This is a genomic window from Brevundimonas sp., assembly GCF_029946145.1.
In the GTDB taxonomy this organism is placed as follows: domain Bacteria; phylum Pseudomonadota; class Alphaproteobacteria; order Caulobacterales; family Caulobacteraceae; genus Brevundimonas.
This window is the reverse complement of the sequence record NZ_JAQSDY010000030.1, coordinates 16,052-35,600: the sequence shown is the minus strand read 5'-3', so window position 1 is coordinate 35,600 and position 19,549 is coordinate 16,052. Positions and strand designations below refer to the sequence as shown.

The 19,549-nt window shown below is 67.5% G+C and carries 20 protein-coding genes and 1 pseudogene; 18 read left to right on the top strand and 3 right to left on the bottom strand.

What is annotated here, in order from left to right; translation table 11 throughout:
• Positions 1 to 4: 4 nt before the first annotated feature.
• Entirely contained in the window at positions 5 to 1,039 is a 1,035-nt protein-coding gene (coxB, locus tag PSV23_RS16390) for a cytochrome c oxidase subunit II (RefSeq protein WP_300471177.1), read from the bottom strand.
• Between the two features lie 264 nt (positions 1,040 to 1,303).
• On the opposite strand from coxB, the gene PSV23_RS16385 reads away from it, so the two are divergent.
• From PSV23_RS16385 to PSV23_RS16340, 10 genes and pseudogenes are all read left to right on the top strand, one after another.
• The gene (locus PSV23_RS16385; RefSeq protein WP_300471174.1) at positions 1,304 to 2,053 is read left to right on the top strand and encodes a hypothetical protein; all 750 of its coding nucleotides are present in this window, start codon (positions 1,304 to 1,306) and stop codon (positions 2,051 to 2,053) included.
• Between the two features lie 123 nt (positions 2,054 to 2,176).
• Entirely contained in the window at positions 2,177 to 2,551 is a 375-nt protein-coding gene (locus tag PSV23_RS16380; RefSeq protein ID WP_300471170.1) for a PadR family transcriptional regulator, read from the top strand.
• Positions 2,548 to 3,132 carry a DUF1700 domain-containing protein gene (locus tag PSV23_RS16375; RefSeq protein ID WP_300471167.1) on the top strand — a complete coding sequence of 195 codons (585 nt, stop codon included), beginning with the start codon at positions 2,548 to 2,550 and terminating at the stop codon, positions 3,130 to 3,132. The genes PSV23_RS16380 and PSV23_RS16375 overlap by 4 nt, the downstream gene beginning before the upstream one ends.
• Positions 3,133 to 3,145: 13 nt before the next feature.
• Positions 3,146 to 3,898 (top strand): GIN domain-containing protein, encoded by a 753-nt coding sequence (locus tag PSV23_RS16370; protein WP_300471164.1) that lies wholly within the window; start codon positions 3,146 to 3,148, stop codon positions 3,896 to 3,898.
• Positions 3,899 to 3,937: 39 nt separating this feature from the next.
• The gene (gene tldD / locus PSV23_RS16365) at positions 3,938 to 5,368 is read left to right on the top strand and encodes a metalloprotease TldD (RefSeq protein ID WP_300471160.1); all 1,431 of its coding nucleotides are present in this window, start codon (positions 3,938 to 3,940) and stop codon (positions 5,366 to 5,368) included.
• Between the two features lie 52 nt (positions 5,369 to 5,420).
• Positions 5,421 to 5,780, top strand: coding sequence for a helix-turn-helix transcriptional regulator (locus tag PSV23_RS16360; RefSeq protein WP_300471157.1), 360 nt, complete (start codon positions 5,421 to 5,423; stop codon positions 5,778 to 5,780).
• A gap of 155 nt (positions 5,781 to 5,935) precedes the next feature.
• Positions 5,936 to 6,613, top strand: a complete 678-nt coding sequence (locus tag PSV23_RS16355; RefSeq protein WP_300471153.1) for a hypothetical protein — start codon at positions 5,936 to 5,938, stop codon at positions 6,611 to 6,613.
• 10 nt (positions 6,614 to 6,623) lie between these two features.
• Positions 6,624 to 6,860: a hypothetical protein gene (locus PSV23_RS16350; protein ID WP_300471150.1), complete on the top strand. Its 237-nt coding sequence runs from the start codon at positions 6,624 to 6,626 to the stop codon at positions 6,858 to 6,860.
• Positions 6,861 to 6,937: 77 nt separating this feature from the next.
• Entirely contained in the window at positions 6,938 to 7,621 is a 684-nt protein-coding gene (locus tag PSV23_RS16345) for a hypothetical protein (RefSeq protein WP_300471148.1), read from the top strand.
• A 20-nt stretch (positions 7,622 to 7,641) separates the two neighbouring features.
• Positions 7,642 to 7,785: pseudogene (locus PSV23_RS16340) on the top strand (hypothetical protein); the annotation flags it as partial.
• A gap of 119 nt (positions 7,786 to 7,904) precedes the next feature.
• Here PSV23_RS16340 and PSV23_RS16335 read toward each other — a convergent pair.
• Positions 7,905 to 8,870: a TraB/GumN family protein gene (locus PSV23_RS16335; protein ID WP_300471146.1), complete on the bottom strand. Its 966-nt coding sequence runs from the start codon at positions 8,868 to 8,870 to the stop codon at positions 7,905 to 7,907.
• 171 nt (positions 8,871 to 9,041) lie between these two features.
• Here PSV23_RS16335 and PSV23_RS16330 point away from each other — a divergent pair, with 171 nt between their 5' ends.
• Together PSV23_RS16330 and PSV23_RS16325 are read left to right on the top strand one after the other, a co-directional pair.
• Positions 9,042 to 11,084: a TonB-dependent receptor domain-containing protein gene (locus PSV23_RS16330; RefSeq protein WP_300471144.1), complete on the top strand. Its 2,043-nt coding sequence runs from the start codon at positions 9,042 to 9,044 to the stop codon at positions 11,082 to 11,084.
• 124 nt (positions 11,085 to 11,208) lie between these two features.
• The gene (locus PSV23_RS16325; RefSeq protein ID WP_300471142.1) at positions 11,209 to 13,308 is read left to right on the top strand and encodes a TonB-dependent siderophore receptor; all 2,100 of its coding nucleotides are present in this window, start codon (positions 11,209 to 11,211) and stop codon (positions 13,306 to 13,308) included.
• Between the two features lie 105 nt (positions 13,309 to 13,413).
• Here PSV23_RS16325 and PSV23_RS16320 read toward each other — a convergent pair whose 3' ends face one another.
• Complete coding sequence (locus tag PSV23_RS16320; protein WP_300471140.1) at positions 13,414 to 15,288, bottom strand: oligopeptide:H+ symporter; 1,875 nt, start codon at positions 15,286 to 15,288, stop codon at positions 13,414 to 13,416.
• Positions 15,289 to 15,473: 185 nt separating this feature from the next.
• On the opposite strand from PSV23_RS16320, the gene PSV23_RS16315 reads away from it, so the two are divergent.
• The 6 genes from PSV23_RS16315 (at position 15,474) to PSV23_RS16290 (ending at position 19,534) form a co-directional block, all read left to right on the top strand.
• On the top strand, positions 15,474 to 16,424 hold the full coding sequence (locus tag PSV23_RS16315) for a hypothetical protein (RefSeq protein WP_300471137.1): 951 nt from the start codon (positions 15,474 to 15,476) through the stop codon (positions 16,422 to 16,424).
• 95 nt (positions 16,425 to 16,519) lie between these two features.
• Complete coding sequence (locus PSV23_RS16310; protein ID WP_300471135.1) at positions 16,520 to 17,593, top strand: isoaspartyl peptidase/L-asparaginase; 1,074 nt, start codon at positions 16,520 to 16,522, stop codon at positions 17,591 to 17,593.
• Positions 17,577 to 17,951, top strand: a complete 375-nt coding sequence (locus tag PSV23_RS16305; RefSeq protein ID WP_300471132.1) for a hypothetical protein — start codon at positions 17,577 to 17,579, stop codon at positions 17,949 to 17,951. The genes PSV23_RS16310 and PSV23_RS16305 overlap by 17 nt, the downstream gene beginning before the upstream one ends.
• Complete coding sequence (locus tag PSV23_RS16300; protein WP_300471130.1) at positions 17,944 to 18,453, top strand: isoprenylcysteine carboxylmethyltransferase family protein; 510 nt, start codon at positions 17,944 to 17,946, stop codon at positions 18,451 to 18,453. Before PSV23_RS16305 ends, PSV23_RS16300 begins: the two co-directional genes overlap by 8 nt.
• Positions 18,444 to 18,710 carry a hypothetical protein gene (locus PSV23_RS16295; protein ID WP_300471128.1) on the top strand — a complete coding sequence of 89 codons (267 nt, stop codon included), beginning with the start codon at positions 18,444 to 18,446 and terminating at the stop codon, positions 18,708 to 18,710. The genes PSV23_RS16300 and PSV23_RS16295 overlap by 10 nt, the downstream gene beginning before the upstream one ends.
• A 101-nt stretch (positions 18,711 to 18,811) precedes the next feature.
• Positions 18,812 to 19,534 carry a hypothetical protein gene (locus PSV23_RS16290; RefSeq protein WP_300471126.1) on the top strand — a complete coding sequence of 241 codons (723 nt, stop codon included), beginning with the start codon at positions 18,812 to 18,814 and terminating at the stop codon, positions 19,532 to 19,534.
• Positions 19,535 to 19,549: the final 15 nt, after the last annotated feature.

The window sequence follows — 19,549 nt, the reverse complement described above, 5'->3', positions numbered from 1 at the left end:
ATCGTTACTGGGCCGCCGGCGCCACGGCGGGAGCCGGGGCGGAGGCAGCGGATTGGGCAGGGGCGGCGGCGGCGGGGCCGACCGTCGGGATGGAAGTCGGGGCGGCGACGGCGCCTTCGGACACGGTCGGCGCGCCCGTGGTGCCGGCGGCGACCTGGGCGGCAGTGCCGCCCGGGGCCTGTTCCGGCGTCTTCGGCGTCATCGAACCACCCTTGGAGGCGACCCAGGCTTCGAACTCGGCCTGGGTGACGACGTTGATCTGGATCGGCATGAAGGCGTGGTCGACGCCGCACAGTTCCGAGCACTGGCCGTAGAAGGTGCCGACGCGGTCGGCGCGGAACCAGGTCTCGTTGACCCGGCCCGGAACGGCGTCGGTCTTCAGGCCGAAGGCCGGGAGGGCGAAGGCGTGGATGACGTCGGCGGCCGTGACCAGCACGCGGACCGTCTTGCCGACCGGCACCACGATCGGCTCGTCGGCGGCCAGGCGGTACAGGCTGTGCGGCATGCCACGTTGGGCCAGTTCGGCTTCCGGCAGCATGTTGGAGACGTATTCGGCGATGCCCTGGTCCGGATATTCATAGGCCCAGTTCCACTGGTTGCCGGTGGCCTTCACCGTCAGGTCGGGCGTCGGCATGTCGTGATAGGCGAACAGCAGGCGGAACGAGAACAGCGAGATGAACACCAGGATCAGGACCGGAAGGACCGTCCAGATCACCTCGACCAGGGTGTTGTGGCTCCATTTGGCCGGAACCGGGTTGGACTTCTTGTTGTAGCGAACCACGATCCACAGGATCAGCGCCAGCACCAGCAGGGTGATGAAGGTGATGATCGGCATCAGGATGATGTCGTGGAAGAAATGCGCCTCGACCTTCAGGGGCGAGGCCGCCGGCTGCAAGCCGAGCGCACCATTCGTCGGCTGACCCACCAGTTCCTTCGCCCACGTCGGCGTGGCGGCGAATACGGCCAGGCACAGGGCGGTGAGACCACCGCCGATCGACGCCCGGGCCCGCGTGCCCATCCCCATGCGAGACATCCTCATGAATACCGTTTCGTCGCAGTAAATTGCGAACCAGTCGCAGCCGATCGCGAAGCCCTCGCGGGCTGTCGCGGTTGATGGCCGGTCCCTATCGGATCGGCTCGCGCTTGCCAAGCGATCAGCCGCGCGTCCGCCGGTCGCGCACGGATTAAATCACATACAGGTTTCGCAAGGTATCTTGCTATGCACGACACCTTCGGAGATCGTCATGCCGCCCCAGCCTGTGGTGGCGACCTCCGGAGGAGAACAATGAACCCTGGAACGCATATGATTTCCGCCTTCAGCCTGGCCAGCGTGCTTCTGGCGGCGGCGGCGCCCGTTCACGCCGCCGGGCTCGTCCCGACCCCGCAGGACCCGGATATGGCGAGAGCGCCGGACGCCACCGGTCGGCCGTTGGACACGCCGGAGTTCCGACGCCCGGCCCTCGAGCAGCTCGAGCGCATGATCGTCACGCGCACCCCCGAGAGCCACATCGTCGAAACTGTGGACCACGAACGGATCACTGCCCGCCGGATCGATATCGTCGGCGACGACGGGACGATCCGCATGACCCTGACCGGACGGACCTCGGGCCCCGTGATCGACGGCATCGAGTATCAACGCGCAATCACGGGCGCGGGCATCCTGCTGTATAACGCCAAGGGCCAGGAACGCGGCGGCTTCGCAGTTCAGGACGTGGGGGATGGCGTACCCGTCATCGCCATGGACTTCCCGAACATGGACGCGATCGGCTGGCGGGTGATGCCGGACGGAAGCGTCTTCTTCGGTATCAACCAGGCGCCCCCGCTGCTGCGTGAGCCGGGACTGGGCAATTCGTTGGTCCCGGGCATAGCGACCCCGACACGGATCGCCCTGACCGTCAGCGCGGATGGAGCGCCGGCCGTGGCCCTGAACGACGCCCGGGACCAGACCCGACTGCGTCTGACGATCACGCCCGAGGGCTATGGCGCGATCGAATTCCTGAACGCGGCCGGTCAGGTGATCCACGTGATCGCCCCCGAAGCGTCCGGGCAGTAGGGCGTCGTGGCGGGCGGGTCCGGGGGCTCGCCCGCTTCCGTTACATCTTCGTCATGTTATGACAGCTACCTTGCGTCACCTGATACCTTGCGATACATCTTCGTCATCAAAGGAGGACACCAGGTGCCCGAAACAATCGAGATACAGTTGAAGAAGGGAGTGCTGACGCTATGCGTGCTGGCGCTTCTGAACCGGCATGACAGCTATGCCTATGAGATCGCAGCGACATTGTCGGACGCGATCGACATGGGCGAAGGGACGATTTACCCGCTGATGCGGCGGATGCAGTCCGACGGACAGGTCGAGACCTATATGGTCGAATCGGCGTCCGGGCCGTCCCGCAAATACTACCGCCTGACCGACGCCGGCCGCGCCGCGCTCGACGCACAGACGTCCGAGTGGCGCGCCTTCGCCCGCGCGGTGGAATCCGTTCTCGACGGCGCCGCGCCTGCCGCCGCGCCCGCCGTGAAAAAAACCGACAAGGGAGCTGAACTATGACCCGCGCCGAATTCATGGGCCGGTTGCGCCGGGGACTGGTCGGCATGCCGACCGCCGCCGCCGCCGACATCGCCTCGGACTATGAGACCCATTTCGAGGACGGAGCCGCCGCCGGCCGCTCCGAAGCCGAGGTCACCGCCGCCCTGGGCGATCCCGACCGCCTGGCCCGCGAACTGCGCGCCGAGGCCGGCGCCCAGCGCTGGCATCAGGAGAAGAACCCGTCGGCCGCCGCCGGAGCCGTGTTCGCGGTCCTGGGTCTGGGCGCGATCGACCTGCTGATCCTGCTGCCCATCTTCATGAGCGTGGTCGGCGTTCTGTTCGGCTTCTTCATGGCCGCCGTCGGCCTGTTCATCGGCGGGGGCGCGGTGATGATCGCCGGGCCCGTCGCCGGCTTCCCGGGAGGCGCTATCACGGCGATCCTCGGCGGTCTCGGCCTGATGGCCGGCGCCACCGCGCTGGGCGCGCTCACCGCCATCGCCACCATCCTGCTGGTCAACGCGACCGTCTGGTACGCGCGCCTGCACTACCGTTTGCTGAAGCCGGCCCTGGGGGAACAGACCCCGGCCGATGGCAAGTTCTGAGGGAGGAACTGACATGATCCGCACGCTTCTCATCATCACGGGCGCCAGTCTGGTGCTCTGCATCGCCGCCCTGTCCGGCGCCGCCGCCATCGGCGGAGACGACCTGGCCCGCAACGGCTGGGAATGGACCTTCCGCGAGGGCGACGAATACGAGACGGTCACCTTCGACAGACGCGACGACAGCCCGTCCGTGACCCGCAACCTGGCCTGGACCGGCGGCGACCGTCTGACGGTCGAGATCCCGGGCGACGTGACCTACATCCAGGGCGACACGCCCTCGGTCGTGATCACCGGCCGCAAGTCGATGGTCGACCGCGTCAACTTCATCGACGGCCGCCTGACCTGGGACCGGGACAACGACAGCACCAACCACGTCGTGTTCGGCTGGAGCAACCATCGCCGGCTCAGAGTGGTGATCACCGCCCCGTCGGTGAAGGCCTTCGACCTGGAGAGTTCGGCCGACCTGTCGATCCGGGCCTATGATCTGCCGACATTCGAGCTGAACATTTCAGGTTCGGGCGACGTCGACGCCGCCGGCCAGACGCAGATCGCGACGATCGACGTCAACGGTTCGGGCGATTCCGACCTGTCGGCGCTCCGGACCACTGACGCCAGCGTCGACACCTCCGGATCGGGAGACGTCCGCGTCGGTCCGACCGGTTCGGCCCGGATCGACATTTCCGGCTCGGGCGACGTCGATCTGACCCGCCGGCCCGCCAGTCTGACGCAGTCGATTTCCGGTTCCGGCGACATCGACCAGAACTGACCCGGTGACGCGAGGGCGGTCAGCCCCTACTTAGGGCCCATGACCGTCCTCGTATCGCCTCCCGCCATTCTCGACAGCGCCGACGTCGGCGCCGACGAAGCCCTGTCCATCCTGCAAGGCGCACTTCAGGGAGCCGACGACGGGGAGCTGTTCCTCGAACGCTCCGAGAGCGAATCGCTGGTCTTCGATGACGGCCGGCTGAAGTCCGCGGCCTATGACGCCAGCGAAGGCTTCGGTCTGCGGGTGGTGGCGGGCGAGACCGCCGGCTACGCCCACGCCAACGAAATCAGCGGCCTCGCCATCCGCCGCGCCGCCGACAGCGCCTCCCTCGCCAAATCCGGCCACGCCGGGGTCACCGCCGAAGCCCCGCGCGCCACCAACCAGCAGCTTTACGACGCGGTCGATCCCCTCGCCTCGCCCGCCTTCTCCGACAAGATCGCCCTGCTGTCCGAGATCGACGCCTGGGCCCGCGCCCGCGATCCGCGTGTCGTGCAGGTCTCGGCCAGCCTGATCGGCGAGCGCCGTCAGATCGAGATCCTGCGCGGCGACGGCCGGCTGGTGCGTGACATGCGGCCACTCGTCCGGATGAACGTCTCCATCACCGTCGAAGCCAACGGCAAGCGCGAGAGCGCATCGGCCGGGGCCGGCGGCCGCGCCGGCTTCGAGACCTGGATCGCACCCGACCGCTGGCAGGGCCAGGTCGACGAAGCCCTGCGCCAGGCCTTGGTCAATCTGGAGGCCGTCGACTGCCCGGCCGGCGAAATGGACGTGGTTCTGGGCGCCGGCTGGCCCGGCGTCCTGCTTCATGAGGCGATCGGCCACGGCTTCGAGGGCGATTTCCACCGCAAGGGCTCGTCGGTCTTTTCGGGCATGATGGGCAAGCGCGTCGCCGCGCCGGGGGTCACCGTGGTCGACGACGGCTCCATCGCCGGCCGCCGGGGATCGCTGTCGGTCGACGATGAGGGCACCCCGACCTCGCGCACCGTCCTGATCGAGGATGGCATCATGGTCGGGCTGATGCACGACCGGCTGTCGGCGCGCCAGCTGGGCGCCCGCGCCACGGGCAACGGCCGGCGCCAGTCCTTCGCCCACATGCCGATGCCGCGCATGACCAACACCTTCATGGAAGGCGGCCGGGACAAGCAGGCCGACATGATCGCCTCGACGAAGCGCGGTCTCTACGCCGCCAATTTCGGCGGCGGCCAGGTCGACATCACCAACGGTAAATTCGTCTTCCAGTGCACCGAGGCCTATCTGATCGAGGACGGCAGGATCACCGCCCCGGTGCGCGGCGCGACCCTGATCGGCGACGGCGCCACGGCGCTGCAGCGGGTGCAGATGATCGGCGACGACTTCGCCTTCGACCCCGGCGTCGGCGTCTGCGGCAAGGGCGGCCAGGGTGTCCCCGTCGGCATCGGCCAGCCCAGTCTGAAGATCACCGGCCTGACGGTAGGCGGCACGGCGGTATAGAACTATAGATTGTATGTAGACCCAATCCGCAATCTATGCGGGAAGGATTCACATGCATGTTTCCACCGAAGCCTCGGCCTGGGCCGAACGACTGGGCGAGGCGCTGCGGCAGCGCCGGATCGGCAAGCTTCAAGCGCTGGCCGCCGAACTGGGCGTGGACGAGAGCGCCATCAGCCGATGGCGCCGCGGTCCGGCCATCTCGATCGCCAACGCCATCAGGCTGAGCCAGACGCTGGACGTCTCTCTGGACTGGCTCGTCACCGGCCGGGGTCATATCGACGCGCATCGGGAAGCGGCCCCCGCCGTCGAGCGCCTGGCGCGGGAGCTGTTCCCGGGACTGCCGTCTGGCCGGGCCCTGATCGCCGCCCGGGCCCTGCTCGACCTGACCGAAGCGGTCGATCCACGCGCCTGATGCGCGAGGCGCAAACGACTGGCCGGCTGCTTGCGCGTCGCGCAATCGGTTATGCTCGCAAAGATCGAAATAAGGACCAAAAGTTCTCTCACTGGTTGCGTCCTGTGACCAGCGGCGGGCTGATCCAGCGCGCCGGGACATTTGGAGGAAAACCCATGGCGACCTCATACGAGATCGACATCGCCCTATCGTCGGACACCATCACCGCCCTCAAGACCCAGGGCTTCAGCCTGTATGCTTTCAAGGCGGTCCAGAGCACCATCCAGGGCGGCGCGCCCCTGGTCTGGTTCAAGACCAACAACTTCCTGCCGTCGACCCAGGTGGTCTGGCAAGAACAGTACCAGGCCTACATCTCCACCAGCCAGATCATTTCGGGCGGCGCGGTCAACGCGCAGAATTCGATCGACATGAACCTGGGCGATACCGCCGACGTCGACCAGTACGGCAATCTCATGTCGGCCAGCGGCGGCACGGAGTCGGCGATCTCGGTGCTGAACCAGGGCCCGCAGCCGTGGACGTGCGGCATCTCGCAGCTGACCAACGGCGTGGCCAATCCGATGTGCGCCATTCCGCTGAACGGCAACATGATGGACGTCGTGGCCCCGATCGAGCGGGTGCTGCTGACTTTCGCCACCAACACGGTCAACACCGGCACGGTCCAGTACAAATGCTTCTCGTCCGGCGTGCTGGTCGACCTGACGGCGGCCCAGACCCGGGCGGTGTCCTTCGACATCAATCAGGGCTGGTCGTGGGGCAGCGGCACCTGGGCCAGGTCGATCCTGCCCAATGCCAGCCTCGTCCCGCTGCTGATCACCAGCGACGCCAGCGCGTAGGAGAAGCGAAATGGAAACCAGAATCGGCGCAGGCGCCACCTACGTCTTCCCCGCCGGCGTCCTCGATGACCGGGTCGAACTGGAAAACCGGCACAACGTCGCCGGTCAGGTGACCTATCAGATCGCCGCCCAGCAGGCTGTGAACATCCCCGTCCAGCCCGACCAGGAGTATACGATCAACCACATACGGGCACAGTCGCTCACCATCACCAACGGCCTGCCCAACAGCCTCTACGTGGTCTACTAGACCAGGAATCGTACAACCTGGCCTTGAAGGGTCGGCGGTTCCGTCTCCGCCGACCCTCTTTTCGGGATCGACCTCTGATGCAACGCACCCTGACGATCAGTCTCTCAAGCGCCACGGTGCAGGCCCTTTCCACCGGAAACCTCGCGCTCTACGGCTTCGCGGCGGTCAGCTACGGCCCTGTCCTCACCGCCGCCGTCGGCTACGGAGGCGGTTACCCCCTGGTCTGGTTCCGGATCCCGCACTGCCTCCAGAGCACGGTCGTGACCCTGTCCGACCCGGCCGCCGCCTTCATCTCGACCACGGCCCTGTCCGGGAACGCCGTCGTCGCCATGTCCGCCTCGGCCCCGGCCGACGTCGGCCAGACCGTCCAGGTCGCCACCACGGGCCTCCTGACGACCGAAGCGAGCGGCCAGCCGGGGGTGATCTCCGTGGTCAACCAGGGGCCCTCGCCCTGGACCTGCGGCCTGTCGGCGGACGCGGGTCCAGGGCCCGCCCCGATTTGTGCATTTCCGCTCCACGGCAACAGCATGGACATGATCGGGCCGACCGCAAAGGTGCTGGTGATGTTCGCCATCGACAAGATTCCCGTCGGCTCGGCCGTGAGCACCGCCTACGCCGAGGGGCTGTTCATCGACTTCCAGACAGAGACGGCTCGGGCCGTCAGCTTTGATATCGATCAGGGCTGGAGCTGGGGCAACGGGACCTGGGCGGCCGTGGTCCCGCCCCAGACGGACCTGGGCGCCCTCCTGATCACCCCGTGAGACCTGTTCCTCCGCCTGTCACGGCCTTGCCCCGGATACAGATGATCGGCGACGACTTCGCCTTCGATCCGGGCGGCGGCCTGTGCGGCAAGGGCGTCCCCGTCGGCATCGGCCAGCCCAGTCTGAAGATCACGGGCCTGACGGTGGGCGGCACGGCGGTCTGATACGACCGATTCTGACGCAGGCCGGCCCTACCATGCCCGCCATGTCGACTTCCGCCGAAATCCAGCGAAGCTTCAGCAGTGGACTGAGTAGACGCTATAGACGCTGTGGACTGTGTTTTTCAGGGCGCCGGCTTCCACTCCGGCCCGACCACCTCGAACCCGCGCGCCTCGAGCCCGTCCAGTACGCCGCCCGCTTCGGCCAGAAGCCGGACCGGCGCCACGCCCATGGTCACGCCGGGCGAGATCATCGCCGTCTCGATCGCCGCCGCCCACTGTTGCCGCAGTTGTGGCGCGATCTCGGGGTCGCCCCATGGCCAGCACTGGTTCAGCGCCTGGTCGACGGGAGAGCCCACGACGTCCGCAACCCGCAGGGCCCGCCAGTCCTCGGCTCGGTCGCGCGTCGCATCCGGCCCCGCCTCGGCGGCGGCGATGGCGGCCTGGACGCATGGGACGTGAGCGTCCTCGGGCGCATTGATCAGGCTGTCGATCAACTCGTCGCCGCGCACGGTCCCGACCGGCCGAACCGGCACGCGGGCCCGCCGCGCCGCGCGTCGGATTACGTCCATGGCGTCATCGCCGGTGCGGCCGCTCCTGTAGCCGGCCTTGTCCTGCATCAGGTCGAAGCCGACGAACAGAAGGCTCCTGCGCCTCCAGTCCTCATTGCGCTCGCCGGCCATCAGAGCCTCCAGCCGGGCCTGATAGTCGGGGGTCAGATAGTCGGCGGTCGTTTGACCTTCGGGCATGCGGGCGATGGTGCGGGCGCGCCAGATGACGCGGAACAGGTCGGTGACCGAGGCCCGCCCCTCCTGGGGCGACAGGATCTGGTCCGACCGCGCCGCCGCCGCTTCCAGGTCGTCGGGTCGCCACGACAGGTCGCGCGGAATGCCGGTGATCGCGCCGACCAGGATCAGGGTGCTGTCGCCCCGGGTCACTGTCCACATCGGCGCGCCGGACCGCCGGGCCAGAACGATCACCTCATCCAGCTCGGTCGCCTCCGTCTCGGGCGTCTGGGCTACGGAAGCGACGGGAGGGCTCGCGCCAGCCAGCAAGGTCAGAATGAACGCACTGTATACAAGAAATTTCACAGATTTACCTTTGTCGTCTGACGTAACTGAGTAGTTACAAGACTAAATCGGAACACAATCATGACATCTGTGTAATGATGTACTCGATTTAATCTACCTGTCTGTCTTTTAACTGGAGGCGGCCGCGACAGACCGCCACACCTCCCGTCACATGACGAGGGGAATCCTGCAATGACCAAGACCATCCTGCTGGCGACGACGGCGCTCCTGTTGACCGCCGGCGCGGCGTCCGCCCAGACGCCCGGCGAACAGCAGGCCGCCCCCCAGGCGGACGCGGCGCAACAGGGCGTCCTGATCTTCGCGCCCGACTTCTTCGCCGACCAGCGTCCCAACTCGGCCCTGGACATGGTCAACCGTATCCCGGGCTTCGCCGTCGTCGACGGCGACGGCAGCCGCGGCTTCGAAGGCTCGGTCGGCAACATCCTGGTCAACGGATCTCGTCCGGCCTCCAAGAACGATACCGGATCGGCCGTCCTCGGCCGCACCCTGGCTGCCCAGGTCGAACGGATAGAGCTGGTCCGCGGCGGGGCGCCCGGCATCGACATGCAGGGCTTCGCCGTCGTGGTGAACGTGATCACCAGGTCCGAGTCCAGCCGGCAGTCGATCCTGACCGCCAACGCCACCATCTTCGGTGGCGGACAGGATCTGTACGGCGGCAGCTACCAGTTCACCGCCAGGGAGGGCGAGAGGACCTGGGGCGTGACCCTCAGCGACGGCATGTCGATGAGCGACGCCAACGGCGAGGGCCCCATCATTCGCCGTGACGCGAACGGCGCCGTCATCCGCCAGGAAGATTTCTTCAATGACCAGTACGGCGGCGGCACCTCGATCCGCGGCAACTTCGCCACGCCTCTTTTCGGCGGCAAGATCGACCTGACCGCCCGTTACGGCGTCAACGACTATTACAGCATCAACCTGCAGACCTCGCCGACGGTGCGGCGCGAGAACCTTTATGAGGAGGATGGCTCAAGCGGCGAGTTCGGGGTCGTCTACACCCGTCCGCTGGGCACCCGTCTGAACCTCGAGACCCGGTTCATCCACCAGTTCAACGAATTCGATAACCTTTCGACGTCGCGTACCCGCGTCGGCGGCGTCGACAGCCCCGAACAACGCTTCATCGCCGACGGCAACGCCTCCGAGACCATCGCCCGCGCGCTGCTGCGCTTCGAACGGTCGTCGGCCCTGACTTTCGAGGGCGGGGGCGAGGTTGCGTACAACATGCTGGAGATCCAGCAGGCCTTCACCGTCGGCGGCGTCGCGGTGCCCCTGCCCTCGGCCTCGGTCAAGGTCGAGGAGACCCGCGGCGAGGTCTTCGGCAAGGCGACCTGGCGCGTCCGCCCGACCCTGACCGTCGAAGGCGGCCTGCGCGTCGAGGCGTCGACGATCACCCAATCCGGCGACGCCGAGCAGGAGAAGAGCTTCTTCTTCCCCAAACCCCGGGTGCTGGCGACCTGGACGCCGATGCCGAACAACCAGTTCCGGTTCCGGTTCGAGCGCGAACTGGGGCAGCTGGACTTCGGCGACTTCGCCGCCTCGTCGGATCTCGACGAGGAGAATGTTCTGGGCGGCAACGCCGATCTGGAACCGGAGCAGCGCTGGATCACCGAAGCCACCTATGAGCGCCGCTTCTGGACCGACGGCATCGTCAGCGTCGGCCTGCGCCACGACGAGATCGTCGACGCCATCGACGTGATCCCGCTGGATGGCGGCCTTTCCGCTGTCGGCAATATCGGCGACGGGACGCTGGACCAGCTGGCGGTCAACGTACTGGTCCCGATGGACAGGTACGGCTTCACGGGCGGGCGGCTGGGTTTCCGCAACACATGGAACCACACCGAGGTCACCGATCCGACCACGGGTGAGACCCGCGGAATTTCGGGCGTTCGCCCGTCGCAGGCCACCTTCACCATCGCCCAGGACATCAACTCCTGGAAGCTGCAGTGGGGCGGCGCCTACATCACCAAGCTCAGCCAGACCAGCTACGATCCGGACCAGACCTCGGGCTTCCGTGGCGCCGACTATTTCGAGGTATGGGCCGAGTACAAGCCCACCGCGACCCTGTCGCTGCGGGCCCAGCTGAACGTCTGGGACGATTTCGAAGTCCAGCGCACCGTCTTCGCCGACCGCACCCAGGCCCGCCCCGTAGCCTTCGTGGAAAACCGCTACATCGACCCGCGGACCTTCGTGTCGCTCCGACTGCGCAAGACGTTCTGACCTCCACACGGCGGGGCGGCCCTGGAGCCGCCCCAAGCCTGTCGGCGATTTAATCCACCTGTCCAGCTTGTAACTGGAGACGCCGCCGACCCTCGCGCACCTTTGCCGTAACAGGGAGAGGATGATGAAAAAGGCAGTCTGGCTGGCGGGCGCGGCCCTGTGCGCCCTGGCGGCGCCGGCGGTAGCGCAGACCCCGCCCTCGCAGACCGCAACGCTCCAGTCGGCCGCGCGGGCGCCGGTTCCGATCGCCCCGGCGGAAAGCGCGCCCGCAATAGCCACGGCACAGCAGGGCCCGCTGGTGTTCGAGCCAGCCTTCTTCGCCGACGCGCGGCCCGACACTGCGCTGGACATGATCGCCCGCCTGCCCGGATTCAGCCTCGACACCGGCGACAGCGGCACCCGCGGCCTGGCGGGAACGGCCGGCAACGTCCTGATCGACGGCGTGCGGCCCTCGACCAAGAGCGACAGCCTGGACCAGATCCTGCGCCGCATCTCCGGCGCCGGGGTGGCCCGCATCGAACTGATCCGCGGGGGCGCGCCGGGCATCGACATGCAGGGGCGCTCGGTGATCGCCAACGTCGTTCTGGTGCGAACGGTCGTCACCGAACGCGTGCTGGAGACCAACGCCTATTTCTATCCTGACGGCTACATTGGTCCGGTGATCGCCGCCCGCTGGTCGCGCCGCGAGGGCGACAACCAGATCGAGGGTTCGATCAACGCCTTCACCGATCGCACCGACGGGACCGGCGACGGCCCCCGCCGCCGCTACGACCCCGCCGGCAATCTGATTCAGGACGCCGATCTGGTGCTGTGGGACCGCATCCGGACGGTGCGGGCCACCGGCGCCGTCCAGCGCCGCGTGGCCGACGGCCTGCTGAAGGTCAACGGCCTGCTGGGCTGGTTCGGCAACGAGAACTCGCAGGATCTGCTGATCCGTTCGGGCGCCGGCAGCGACAGCTTCAATGACGAGGAGGCGGATTCAGTCGACGGCGAGCTCGGCATCAACTGGACCCGCGATCTGAACCCCCGCACCGGGCTGGAGCTGACCGGACTGCAACGCTACGGCACAGAGGCCTACACGGGCGTCTCGACCGGCATTGGCGGCAGCTCGACCTTCGACGCCGATTCCACCGCGGGCGAGTCGATCGCCCGCGCCACCCTGCGCTACCGGCCCGACGACCAATTCGCCGTCGAGACGGGAGGCGAGGTGGCCTTCAACTTCCTCGACAGCACCAACGCCTATGAAGAGAACGGCGTGGTCATTCCGCTGCCGTCAGCCTCGGTCCGGGTCGAGGAACTGCGCGGCGAGGTGTTCGGCCAGACGACCTGGCGGCCGGGTCCGAAGTTCACGCTTGAGGCGGGCTTGCGGGTCGAGATCTCGGAGATCAGCCAGTCGGGCGACAGCAACCAGTCCAAATCGTTCGTCTTTCCCAAACCTCGCATCCAGATGACGTGGACGCCGTGGGTCGGCCACCAGTTCCGCTTCCGCGCCGAACGCGAGGTCGGCCAGCTGGACTTCGGCGACTTCGTCGCTTCGGCCGACATCGACATCGGCCAGGTCGAGGGCGGAAACCCGGACCTGGAGCCGCAGAAGGCGACCGTGTTCGAGGCCATCTATGAGCGCCGCTTCTGGAATGAAGGCGTTCTCGACTTCACCCTGAGTCATGCCGAGATCGAGGACGTCGTCGACGTCATTCCACTGACCGGTGGTTTCGACGGCGTTGGCAATATCGGCGACGGGACCTCGAACTTCTTCCAGACCCGCCTGACCCTGCCGACAGACAAGCTCGGCTTGCCCAACGGCCGCCTGCAGGTGCGCGGCAGCTGGTCACAGACCTCGGTCGTCGACCCGGTCACCGGCGCGGAGCGGCGATTCCAGGGCAGCCAGGCCTTCGGCTGCGGCGTGGCTTTCAATCAGGACCTGAAGGGCGGCCGCTGGTCCTATGGCTTTGACCACGGCTGCAATGTCGACAAGGGCGCCGCCTACCGCGTGCGCGAAATCCGCTACTTTTACGCCGAGCCCGGCGTCAGCGCCTATGCCCAGTGGAAGCCGCGCCGCGATCTGACGGTGAGGGTCGACCTCGGAAACGCCTCGAACCGCCGCACCGGCTATGACCGCGAAATCTACGCCGGCCCCCGCGACACCGCCCCCCTGTCGTTCCGCGAGGTGCGCCGCACGCAGATGAGCCCCTGGCTGTTCGTCCAGATAAGAAAGACCTTCTGAAGAAGGCGTCCACACGTCCCCAAAACTGATGTGCGCCCACCCCCGGCGCACGAAAAAGGGCGGAGCCGTCAGGCTCCGCCCTCTCTGTTTCAGCGATGAGCAGCGCTACTGAACGCCGCGCATCATCCACTTAAGGACCGGCGAGATCAGCAGCAGGATGAAGCCGATGCCGACCCCATACAGGCCGATGGTCTGGAACACGCCCGCGTAGGTTTCCAGCGCCAGTTGCGGGTTGGTCACCACGCCGCCGACCGTCTCGGTAGCCGTCGATTTGGCGACGATGCCGGCGATGATATGCGCCAGCGCCGAGGCCATGAACCAGGCCCCCATCATCATGCCGACCATGCGCGCCACCGACAATTTGGTGATCATCGACAGGCCCACAGGCGACAGGCACAGCTCACCGATCGAGTGCAGGAAGTAGGCCAGGAACAGCCAGAGCAACGGCACCTTGAAGTCGGCGGTGACGAAGTTCTTCGAAGCCCACACCAGCAGCAGGAAGCCGGCGCCCACCAGGATCAGGCCGAAGGCGAACTTCAGAGGCACGCTCGGGTTCAGACCGCGTTTGGCCAGCAGGACCCAGAGCGCCGCCATGACCGGGCCGAAGACCACGATGACGCCGGGGTTGAAGGTCTGGGTCTGGGCGGCGTTGAACCAGCTCGGCATCTCGGTGGACTGGTCGGCGAACAGGGTCAGGGACGAGCCCGCCTGTTCGAACAGGGTCCAGAAAAGCACCGAGAACATGGTCAGGATGATCGCCGCCAGCATTTTCCAGCGGTCGTCGCCCTTCAGGAAGGTCAGCGAATAAAGCAGCAGGCCGGCGAACACGGCCGGCACCAGATACAGCAGCGACGCTTCGACCGCATCGTGCTGCTGCACGATCAGCCAGGTCGGGATGACGAACAGGATGCCGAGGATGTAGATCCAGGCCTCCCGCGGCACGCCGAGCGTCTTCTTGTCCAGCTTGGCGCTGGCGGGCGGGTCGGCGCGACCGCCGAGCCATTTCTGGCCCATCCAGAAAGTCAGCAGGCCGAACAGCATGCCGACGCCGGCCAAGCCGAAGCCGTAACGCCAGCCATACTGGATGCCCAGCCAGCCGCACAGGGCGGTAGCCAGGATCGAACCGAGGTTGATGCCGACGTAGAAGATGGTGAAACCCGAATCGCGGCGCGGGTCGTTCTGCTCGTAGAGCGAGCCCACCACGGTCGAGATGTTCGGCTTCAGGAAGCCCACGCCGACGATGATCAGCGCCAGGGCGAAGAACAGGGTCGCCTGACCGGGCAGGTCCACGGTCTTGCGGATTTCGTAGTCGTCCGGCCCGATCATGGCCGGCAGGCCTCCGGGCGCGGTCACGGCCCCGGGACGCACGGCGTCGGCCAGGGTCTCAGGCGAGGTGGCCACGGCGGTCGCCGGACCATCGGCCGGCACGGCGGCGGCTTCGGGGTCAGTGACGGTCGCGGTTGCGGGCACGGTGGCCTGTGACGACGCCTCCGAGCGCGCCTGGGCTTCCTCGGCCGCAGTCGGGATGCCGGAAACGCGGATGCCTTCCGGACCCACGGTGATCGGCACCTTCTCTTCGCCGACCATGGCGAACAGCTGGCGATCGGTGTCCCGGCCCTCGACCTCGATCCGGTATTCCTGACCGCCGTACTGGATGTACTCGCGTCCGCCGCCGCCTTCGAAGGCCATGGTGAAGTGACCGGCCACCAGCAGCAGGGCGCCGATGGTTACGGCCTTGCGCGACCCCAGGAACCGGTCGGCGATGGCGCCGCCCAGCACGGGCATCAGATAGACCAGCGCGGCATAGGCGGCGTAGATTCCTTGCGCCTCGGCCGAGCCGAACAGGAAGTGCTGGGTCAAATACAGAACCAGCAGGGCGCGCATGCCGTAGAAGGAGAAGCGCTCCCACATCTCGGTGAAGAACAGGATCACCAGTCCGCGGGGATGTCCCAGAAAAGTCTTTTGGGGCGTCGTTGTCACTGCGCCTCCTCCGTCCGTCGTACTCAACGGCTCACTCCCATATTGCGGCGCCCACCTGCGCGCGATGGGCGCATAACCAGCACGCTGCGCAAGACCGGACAAGAGTTAAGGGTAAATTGGTTCGATGGTAGCGCCTTGCTCAAGTGGGCGGCACGATGCACGGGATTCGCAGACCGGGACGGCAAATGAACACGACACGCAGGTCAGCGTTGATCGGCCTCAGCGGCGCCCTGACCCTGTCTGCCTGTTCCCGCGGCTCTTCGCCCGGCGCCGCAACCCGTCGGGATGTCGTTGTCGCCGGATCGCCGGCGGCGCTCCTCGTATGGGCCGTCGCGCGCGAGCGGCTGGCCGGTTGGCCGCGAAAGCCTGCGGGGACAACGCTCGCCGCGCTACCGGCCCTGGCCGCTGACCTGCCCGAGCTGGGCGCTCTCGTGGGCGGCGACCGAGCCGCGAACCTGGAAGCCATCGCCGCGCTGAAGCCGCGGCTGATCATCGACTACGGCGACATCGACGCGGAGCATCAGGCCCTCGCACAGCGCCTGAAGGCCCGACTGGGGGTGGACTGGCGGCTGATCGACGGGACGCTGACCCGTATCCCGGAGGCAATCCGGGAGGCCGGAGCGCTGCTCGAGTCCGGGCGGAGCGCCGACACGCTGGCCGATCTGGCCGCCGGGGTGCTGGAGCGCTGGCGCGCCGCGCCACCGGGGCCGAGTTTCTACTACGCCCGGGGAGTGGACGGACTTGAAACAGGTTTCCGGGGCGCCCTCGCCACCGAGGTGCTGGAAGGTGCGCGATGGACCAACGTCGCCGAGGGGGCGAGAGACATCGGTCGCGTGACCCGCGAACAGGTCGCCGCGTGGGACCCCGAGGTTCTGGTCACGCTTGACCCGGAATTCGCCCAGGCGATCCGCGGCGATCCGGCGTGGCGCTGGCGACGCGACGGCCAGCGCCGCCGCCTGCTGCTGCTGCCAGACCGGCCTTTCGGCTGGGTCGACCGGCCGCCGTCGGTGAACCGTCTGCTGGGATGCGCCTGGCTGGCCGATTCGAAGGGGTCCGCCTTGACTCTCGGCGCCCTCAGCCGCCGCATCTATGGCATGGCGCCGGTCGAGATCGCCCAACCGCAATGGATACTTTGAACCGGTTGAAATCCGCCCTGTCGGCTGTTGCGGCCGCCCCTTGAGTTGAACCCGCGCTTGGCCGAGGTTCAGGGCTCGCTTTCGAAAGGCCGATCATGTCCCTTGCACGCCTCGTTCCGGCCGCGCTCGCGCTGCTCCTGTCCGCCGCCCCGGCCCTGGCCCAGGAAGCGCCCCGCTGGTCGTTCGCCATCCATGGCGGGGCCGGTGTCATCGAGCGCCAGAGTCTGACGGCCGAACAGGACGCCGCCTATCGCGTGGCCCTGAAGCGCGCGCTGGAGGCCGGCTCCGCCGTGCTGGCCGACGGCGGGGCGGCGCTGGACGCCGTGCAGGCCGCGATCGAGGTCATGGAGGATGATCCGCTGTTCAACGCCGGGCGTGGCGCGGTCTTCACCGCCGCCGGACGCAATGAACTGGACGCAGCCGTCATGAACGGAACGGACCTGACCGCCGGCGCCGTGGCCGGCCTGACCACCACCCGCCACCCGATCGCGGCGGCCCGCGCCGTCATGGAGCGCTCGCCCCACGTCATGCTGATCGGCCAGGGCGCCGATAGCTTCGCCGCCTCGGTGGGGCTGGAGCAGGTCGATCCGTCCTTCTTCTTCACCGAACGCCGCTGGCAGGGGCTGGAGCGCGCGCTTCAGCAGCAGAACCTGCCCATTCCGCAGCGACCCGCCGGCGCCCCGGTTCCGCAAGCCACAAACGACCTGCCGGCCCCACCCCTGAACGAGCGCAAATTCGGCACCGTCGGAGCCGTGGCGCTGGACAGCCAGGGCCGCCTCGCCGCCGGCACCTCGACCGGCGGCATGACCGCCAAACGCTGGGGCCGGGTCGGCGACGTGCCGGTGATCGGCGCGGGCACCTATGCGTCCAACCGCGAAGGCTGCGCCGTGTCCGCGACGGGCGACGGAGAATTCTACATCCGCGCCTCGGTCGCGCGCGACATCTGCAGCCGCATCCACGCCGGGGCCCCGGGTCAGGTGGCGGGCCAGGCCGAGGTCGATGACGCCCTGTCGCTGGGGGGCTCGGGCGGGGTCATCGTCATGGACCTGCAGGGCCGGCCCGCCTTCGCCATGACCACGTCCGGCATGTATCGCGGCGCGGTGTCCAGCATCTCGGCGCCATCCGTCGCCATCTATGCCGATGAGGCCAACGATGACGGCGCCCGATAACGATCCGAGCGGCTATCAACGGCTTATCGTCAAGGACCAGAAACAAACGCACCGTTGGCTGCTGGTCATCCTCAGTCTGGCGATAGTCGCCCTGATGCTGTTTTTTGAACGGTGGCGCGTCTATCTTTGGTCCGGCGTCCTTCTGCTTCAGCTCGCTTTTCGACTGGCGAAACGCTATTTCGCGGAACGCACCTGGGGCTACGACGAAATCAGTCAGCGTGATCGGTTTGCGGTCGCGGAAACGGTCGTCGCCCTGGTGCTGATCACGGCGTTTGTGGTCGTTCAATCCCGGCTGGGGCTGTGGTTTTCCCAAAACGAGTTCAACCCTCGATATGGTCAGTGGGGACAATATGGCTGATATCCGCGACATCCCCGGCGTCATCGCGCCGCCCCCGCTGATCTATCTCGGCTTCCTGCTGGTCGGCTGGGGGCTGGCGGAACTCGGCGCCCGGCCCGAGGGGGTCGAGGCCGGCTTCGGCTGGCTGGCGGCCGGCTTCGGGCTGGAGATGCCCGTTCGTCGCGGCATTGCGCTGACCCTGATCGTCGGAGGCCTGCTGCTCGACGGCATGGCGGCGGGGCTGTTCCGCCGTCGGGGCACCGCGGTCGAGCCGTGGAAGCCGTCGACCGCCCTGATCATCGAGGGTCCCTACCGCCTCAGCCGCAATCCCATCTACGTCGGATTCGCCGTTACCTACGCCGGTCTGGCCATCGCGATGGACAGCTGGATCGTGCTCATCCTGCTGATCCCCTGCCTTTTGGTGATCGACCGGTTCGTCATCCAGCGCGAGGAGCGCTACCTCGGCGCCAAATTCGGTTCAGCCTATGAGGCGTATCGCCAGAAGGTCCGCCGATGGCTGTGAGCGACGACGAGCTGTCGGCCATGGCCATCGAGGAACTGGACATCGCCTGCGCCCTGCCCTGGCCCGACATGAGGTCGGTGACCCCCTGGGGTGACAGCTTCACCGGCTTTGCACCGTCGGGTCGCGAGGTCGAGATAGAACGGCGCTACCTCTGGGCCCACGACCCCGAAGGCGCCATCGCGGTCGAGGTCGAGGTGCGCGATATGGGAGCCCCGACAGGGGCCGAGGCCAAGGCCCTGATCACCCCGCCGCGCTGACGCCGGAATCCGCAGGCCGTTAACCTTTGTCGTTGCCAAGCTGAGCCGTCGGAGCAAGATGCGCGCCGCACTCATTCGCGCAGACCGGGAGGGACAGCCGCATGGCCTACGGCGCCGACTTCGCCACCGCTGACGCCGCCAATGCGCCGCTGGACGCCCCGCTGATGATCGGCGCCGATCCGGTCGTGTGGGGAGGGCTGCTGCTGGGACTGGCCGCGGCCGCCCTGATCGGCTGGTATTTCGGCCAAGGCTCCCGGAGCGCGCGGACCGACGCCGCGGACTCGATCTGGGAAGAGATCGATGACGCCGCCAAGGAGGCCATGAAGGCCGACGGTGATTCCCTGCCGGCCAGGGCCTCAGCACTGGTCCGGACCATCGAACGGCGGCTGGGCAAGACGCTCGGCATGGCCGGCGGCGCAGGCAAGATCACCAAGGGCCTGGACAAGGCTTTGAAAGGCGAAGCCGCTGACAAGCCGCACGCGCCCCATGCCGACCATGGCCATGGTGGGGGTCACGACGAGAAGCCGGGACACCATGAAGCGGCTCCCGCCTCCATGGGCGGCGTGACCGTCATCGTGAACAGCGGCCAGGCCGAGGGCCACAAGCCGGCCGGCGACCCTCACGGCGACCATGACGCGAAAAAGCCGCTGAGCGTGCAGGAACGCAACGACGCCCTGCGTGTCGCCATCGGCCATTTCAACGACCACTGGGGCTTGCGCCGCGAACGCGTGCGCGAGCTGCGCGCCGCCCATGCCGAACTGTCGACGCACGGGCCAAAGCGTCCGGCGGCGGGGAAGGTCAGCGGAACCCGCGCCGGCCATTGACCGGTCCAGGCACGG

Coding starts and splice junctions, on each gene's coding strand:
- PSV23_RS16290 (WP_300471126.1), top strand. CDS start 18,812: ATGGCCTACGGCGCCGACTTCGCCACCGCTGACGCCGCCAATGCGCCG.
- PSV23_RS16305 (WP_300471132.1), top strand. CDS start 17,577: ATGACGGCGCCCGATAACGATCCGAGCGGCTATCAACGGCTTATCGTC.
- PSV23_RS16330 (WP_300471144.1), top strand. CDS start 9,042: ATGACCAAGACCATCCTGCTGGCGACGACGGCGCTCCTGTTGACCGCC.
- coxB (WP_300471177.1), bottom strand. CDS start 1,039: ATGAGGATGTCTCGCATGGGGATGGGCACGCGGGCCCGGGCGTCGATC.
- PSV23_RS16360 (WP_300471157.1), top strand. CDS start 5,421: ATGCATGTTTCCACCGAAGCCTCGGCCTGGGCCGAACGACTGGGCGAG.
- PSV23_RS16350 (WP_300471150.1), top strand. CDS start 6,624: ATGGAAACCAGAATCGGCGCAGGCGCCACCTACGTCTTCCCCGCCGGC.
- PSV23_RS16325 (WP_300471142.1), top strand. CDS start 11,209: ATGAAAAAGGCAGTCTGGCTGGCGGGCGCGGCCCTGTGCGCCCTGGCG.
- PSV23_RS16355 (WP_300471153.1), top strand. CDS start 5,936: ATGGCGACCTCATACGAGATCGACATCGCCCTATCGTCGGACACCATC.
- PSV23_RS16295 (WP_300471128.1), top strand. CDS start 18,444: ATGGCTGTGAGCGACGACGAGCTGTCGGCCATGGCCATCGAGGAACTG.
- PSV23_RS16375 (WP_300471167.1), top strand. CDS start 2,548: ATGACCCGCGCCGAATTCATGGGCCGGTTGCGCCGGGGACTGGTCGGC.
- PSV23_RS16345 (WP_300471148.1), top strand. CDS start 6,938: ATGCAACGCACCCTGACGATCAGTCTCTCAAGCGCCACGGTGCAGGCC.
- PSV23_RS16310 (WP_300471135.1), top strand. CDS start 16,520: ATGTCCCTTGCACGCCTCGTTCCGGCCGCGCTCGCGCTGCTCCTGTCC.
- PSV23_RS16315 (WP_300471137.1), top strand. CDS start 15,474: ATGAACACGACACGCAGGTCAGCGTTGATCGGCCTCAGCGGCGCCCTG.
- PSV23_RS16370 (WP_300471164.1), top strand. CDS start 3,146: ATGATCCGCACGCTTCTCATCATCACGGGCGCCAGTCTGGTGCTCTGC.
- tldD (WP_300471160.1), top strand. CDS start 3,938: ATGACCGTCCTCGTATCGCCTCCCGCCATTCTCGACAGCGCCGACGTC.
- PSV23_RS16385 (WP_300471174.1), top strand. CDS start 1,304: ATGATTTCCGCCTTCAGCCTGGCCAGCGTGCTTCTGGCGGCGGCGGCG.
- PSV23_RS16300 (WP_300471130.1), top strand. CDS start 17,944: ATGGCTGATATCCGCGACATCCCCGGCGTCATCGCGCCGCCCCCGCTG.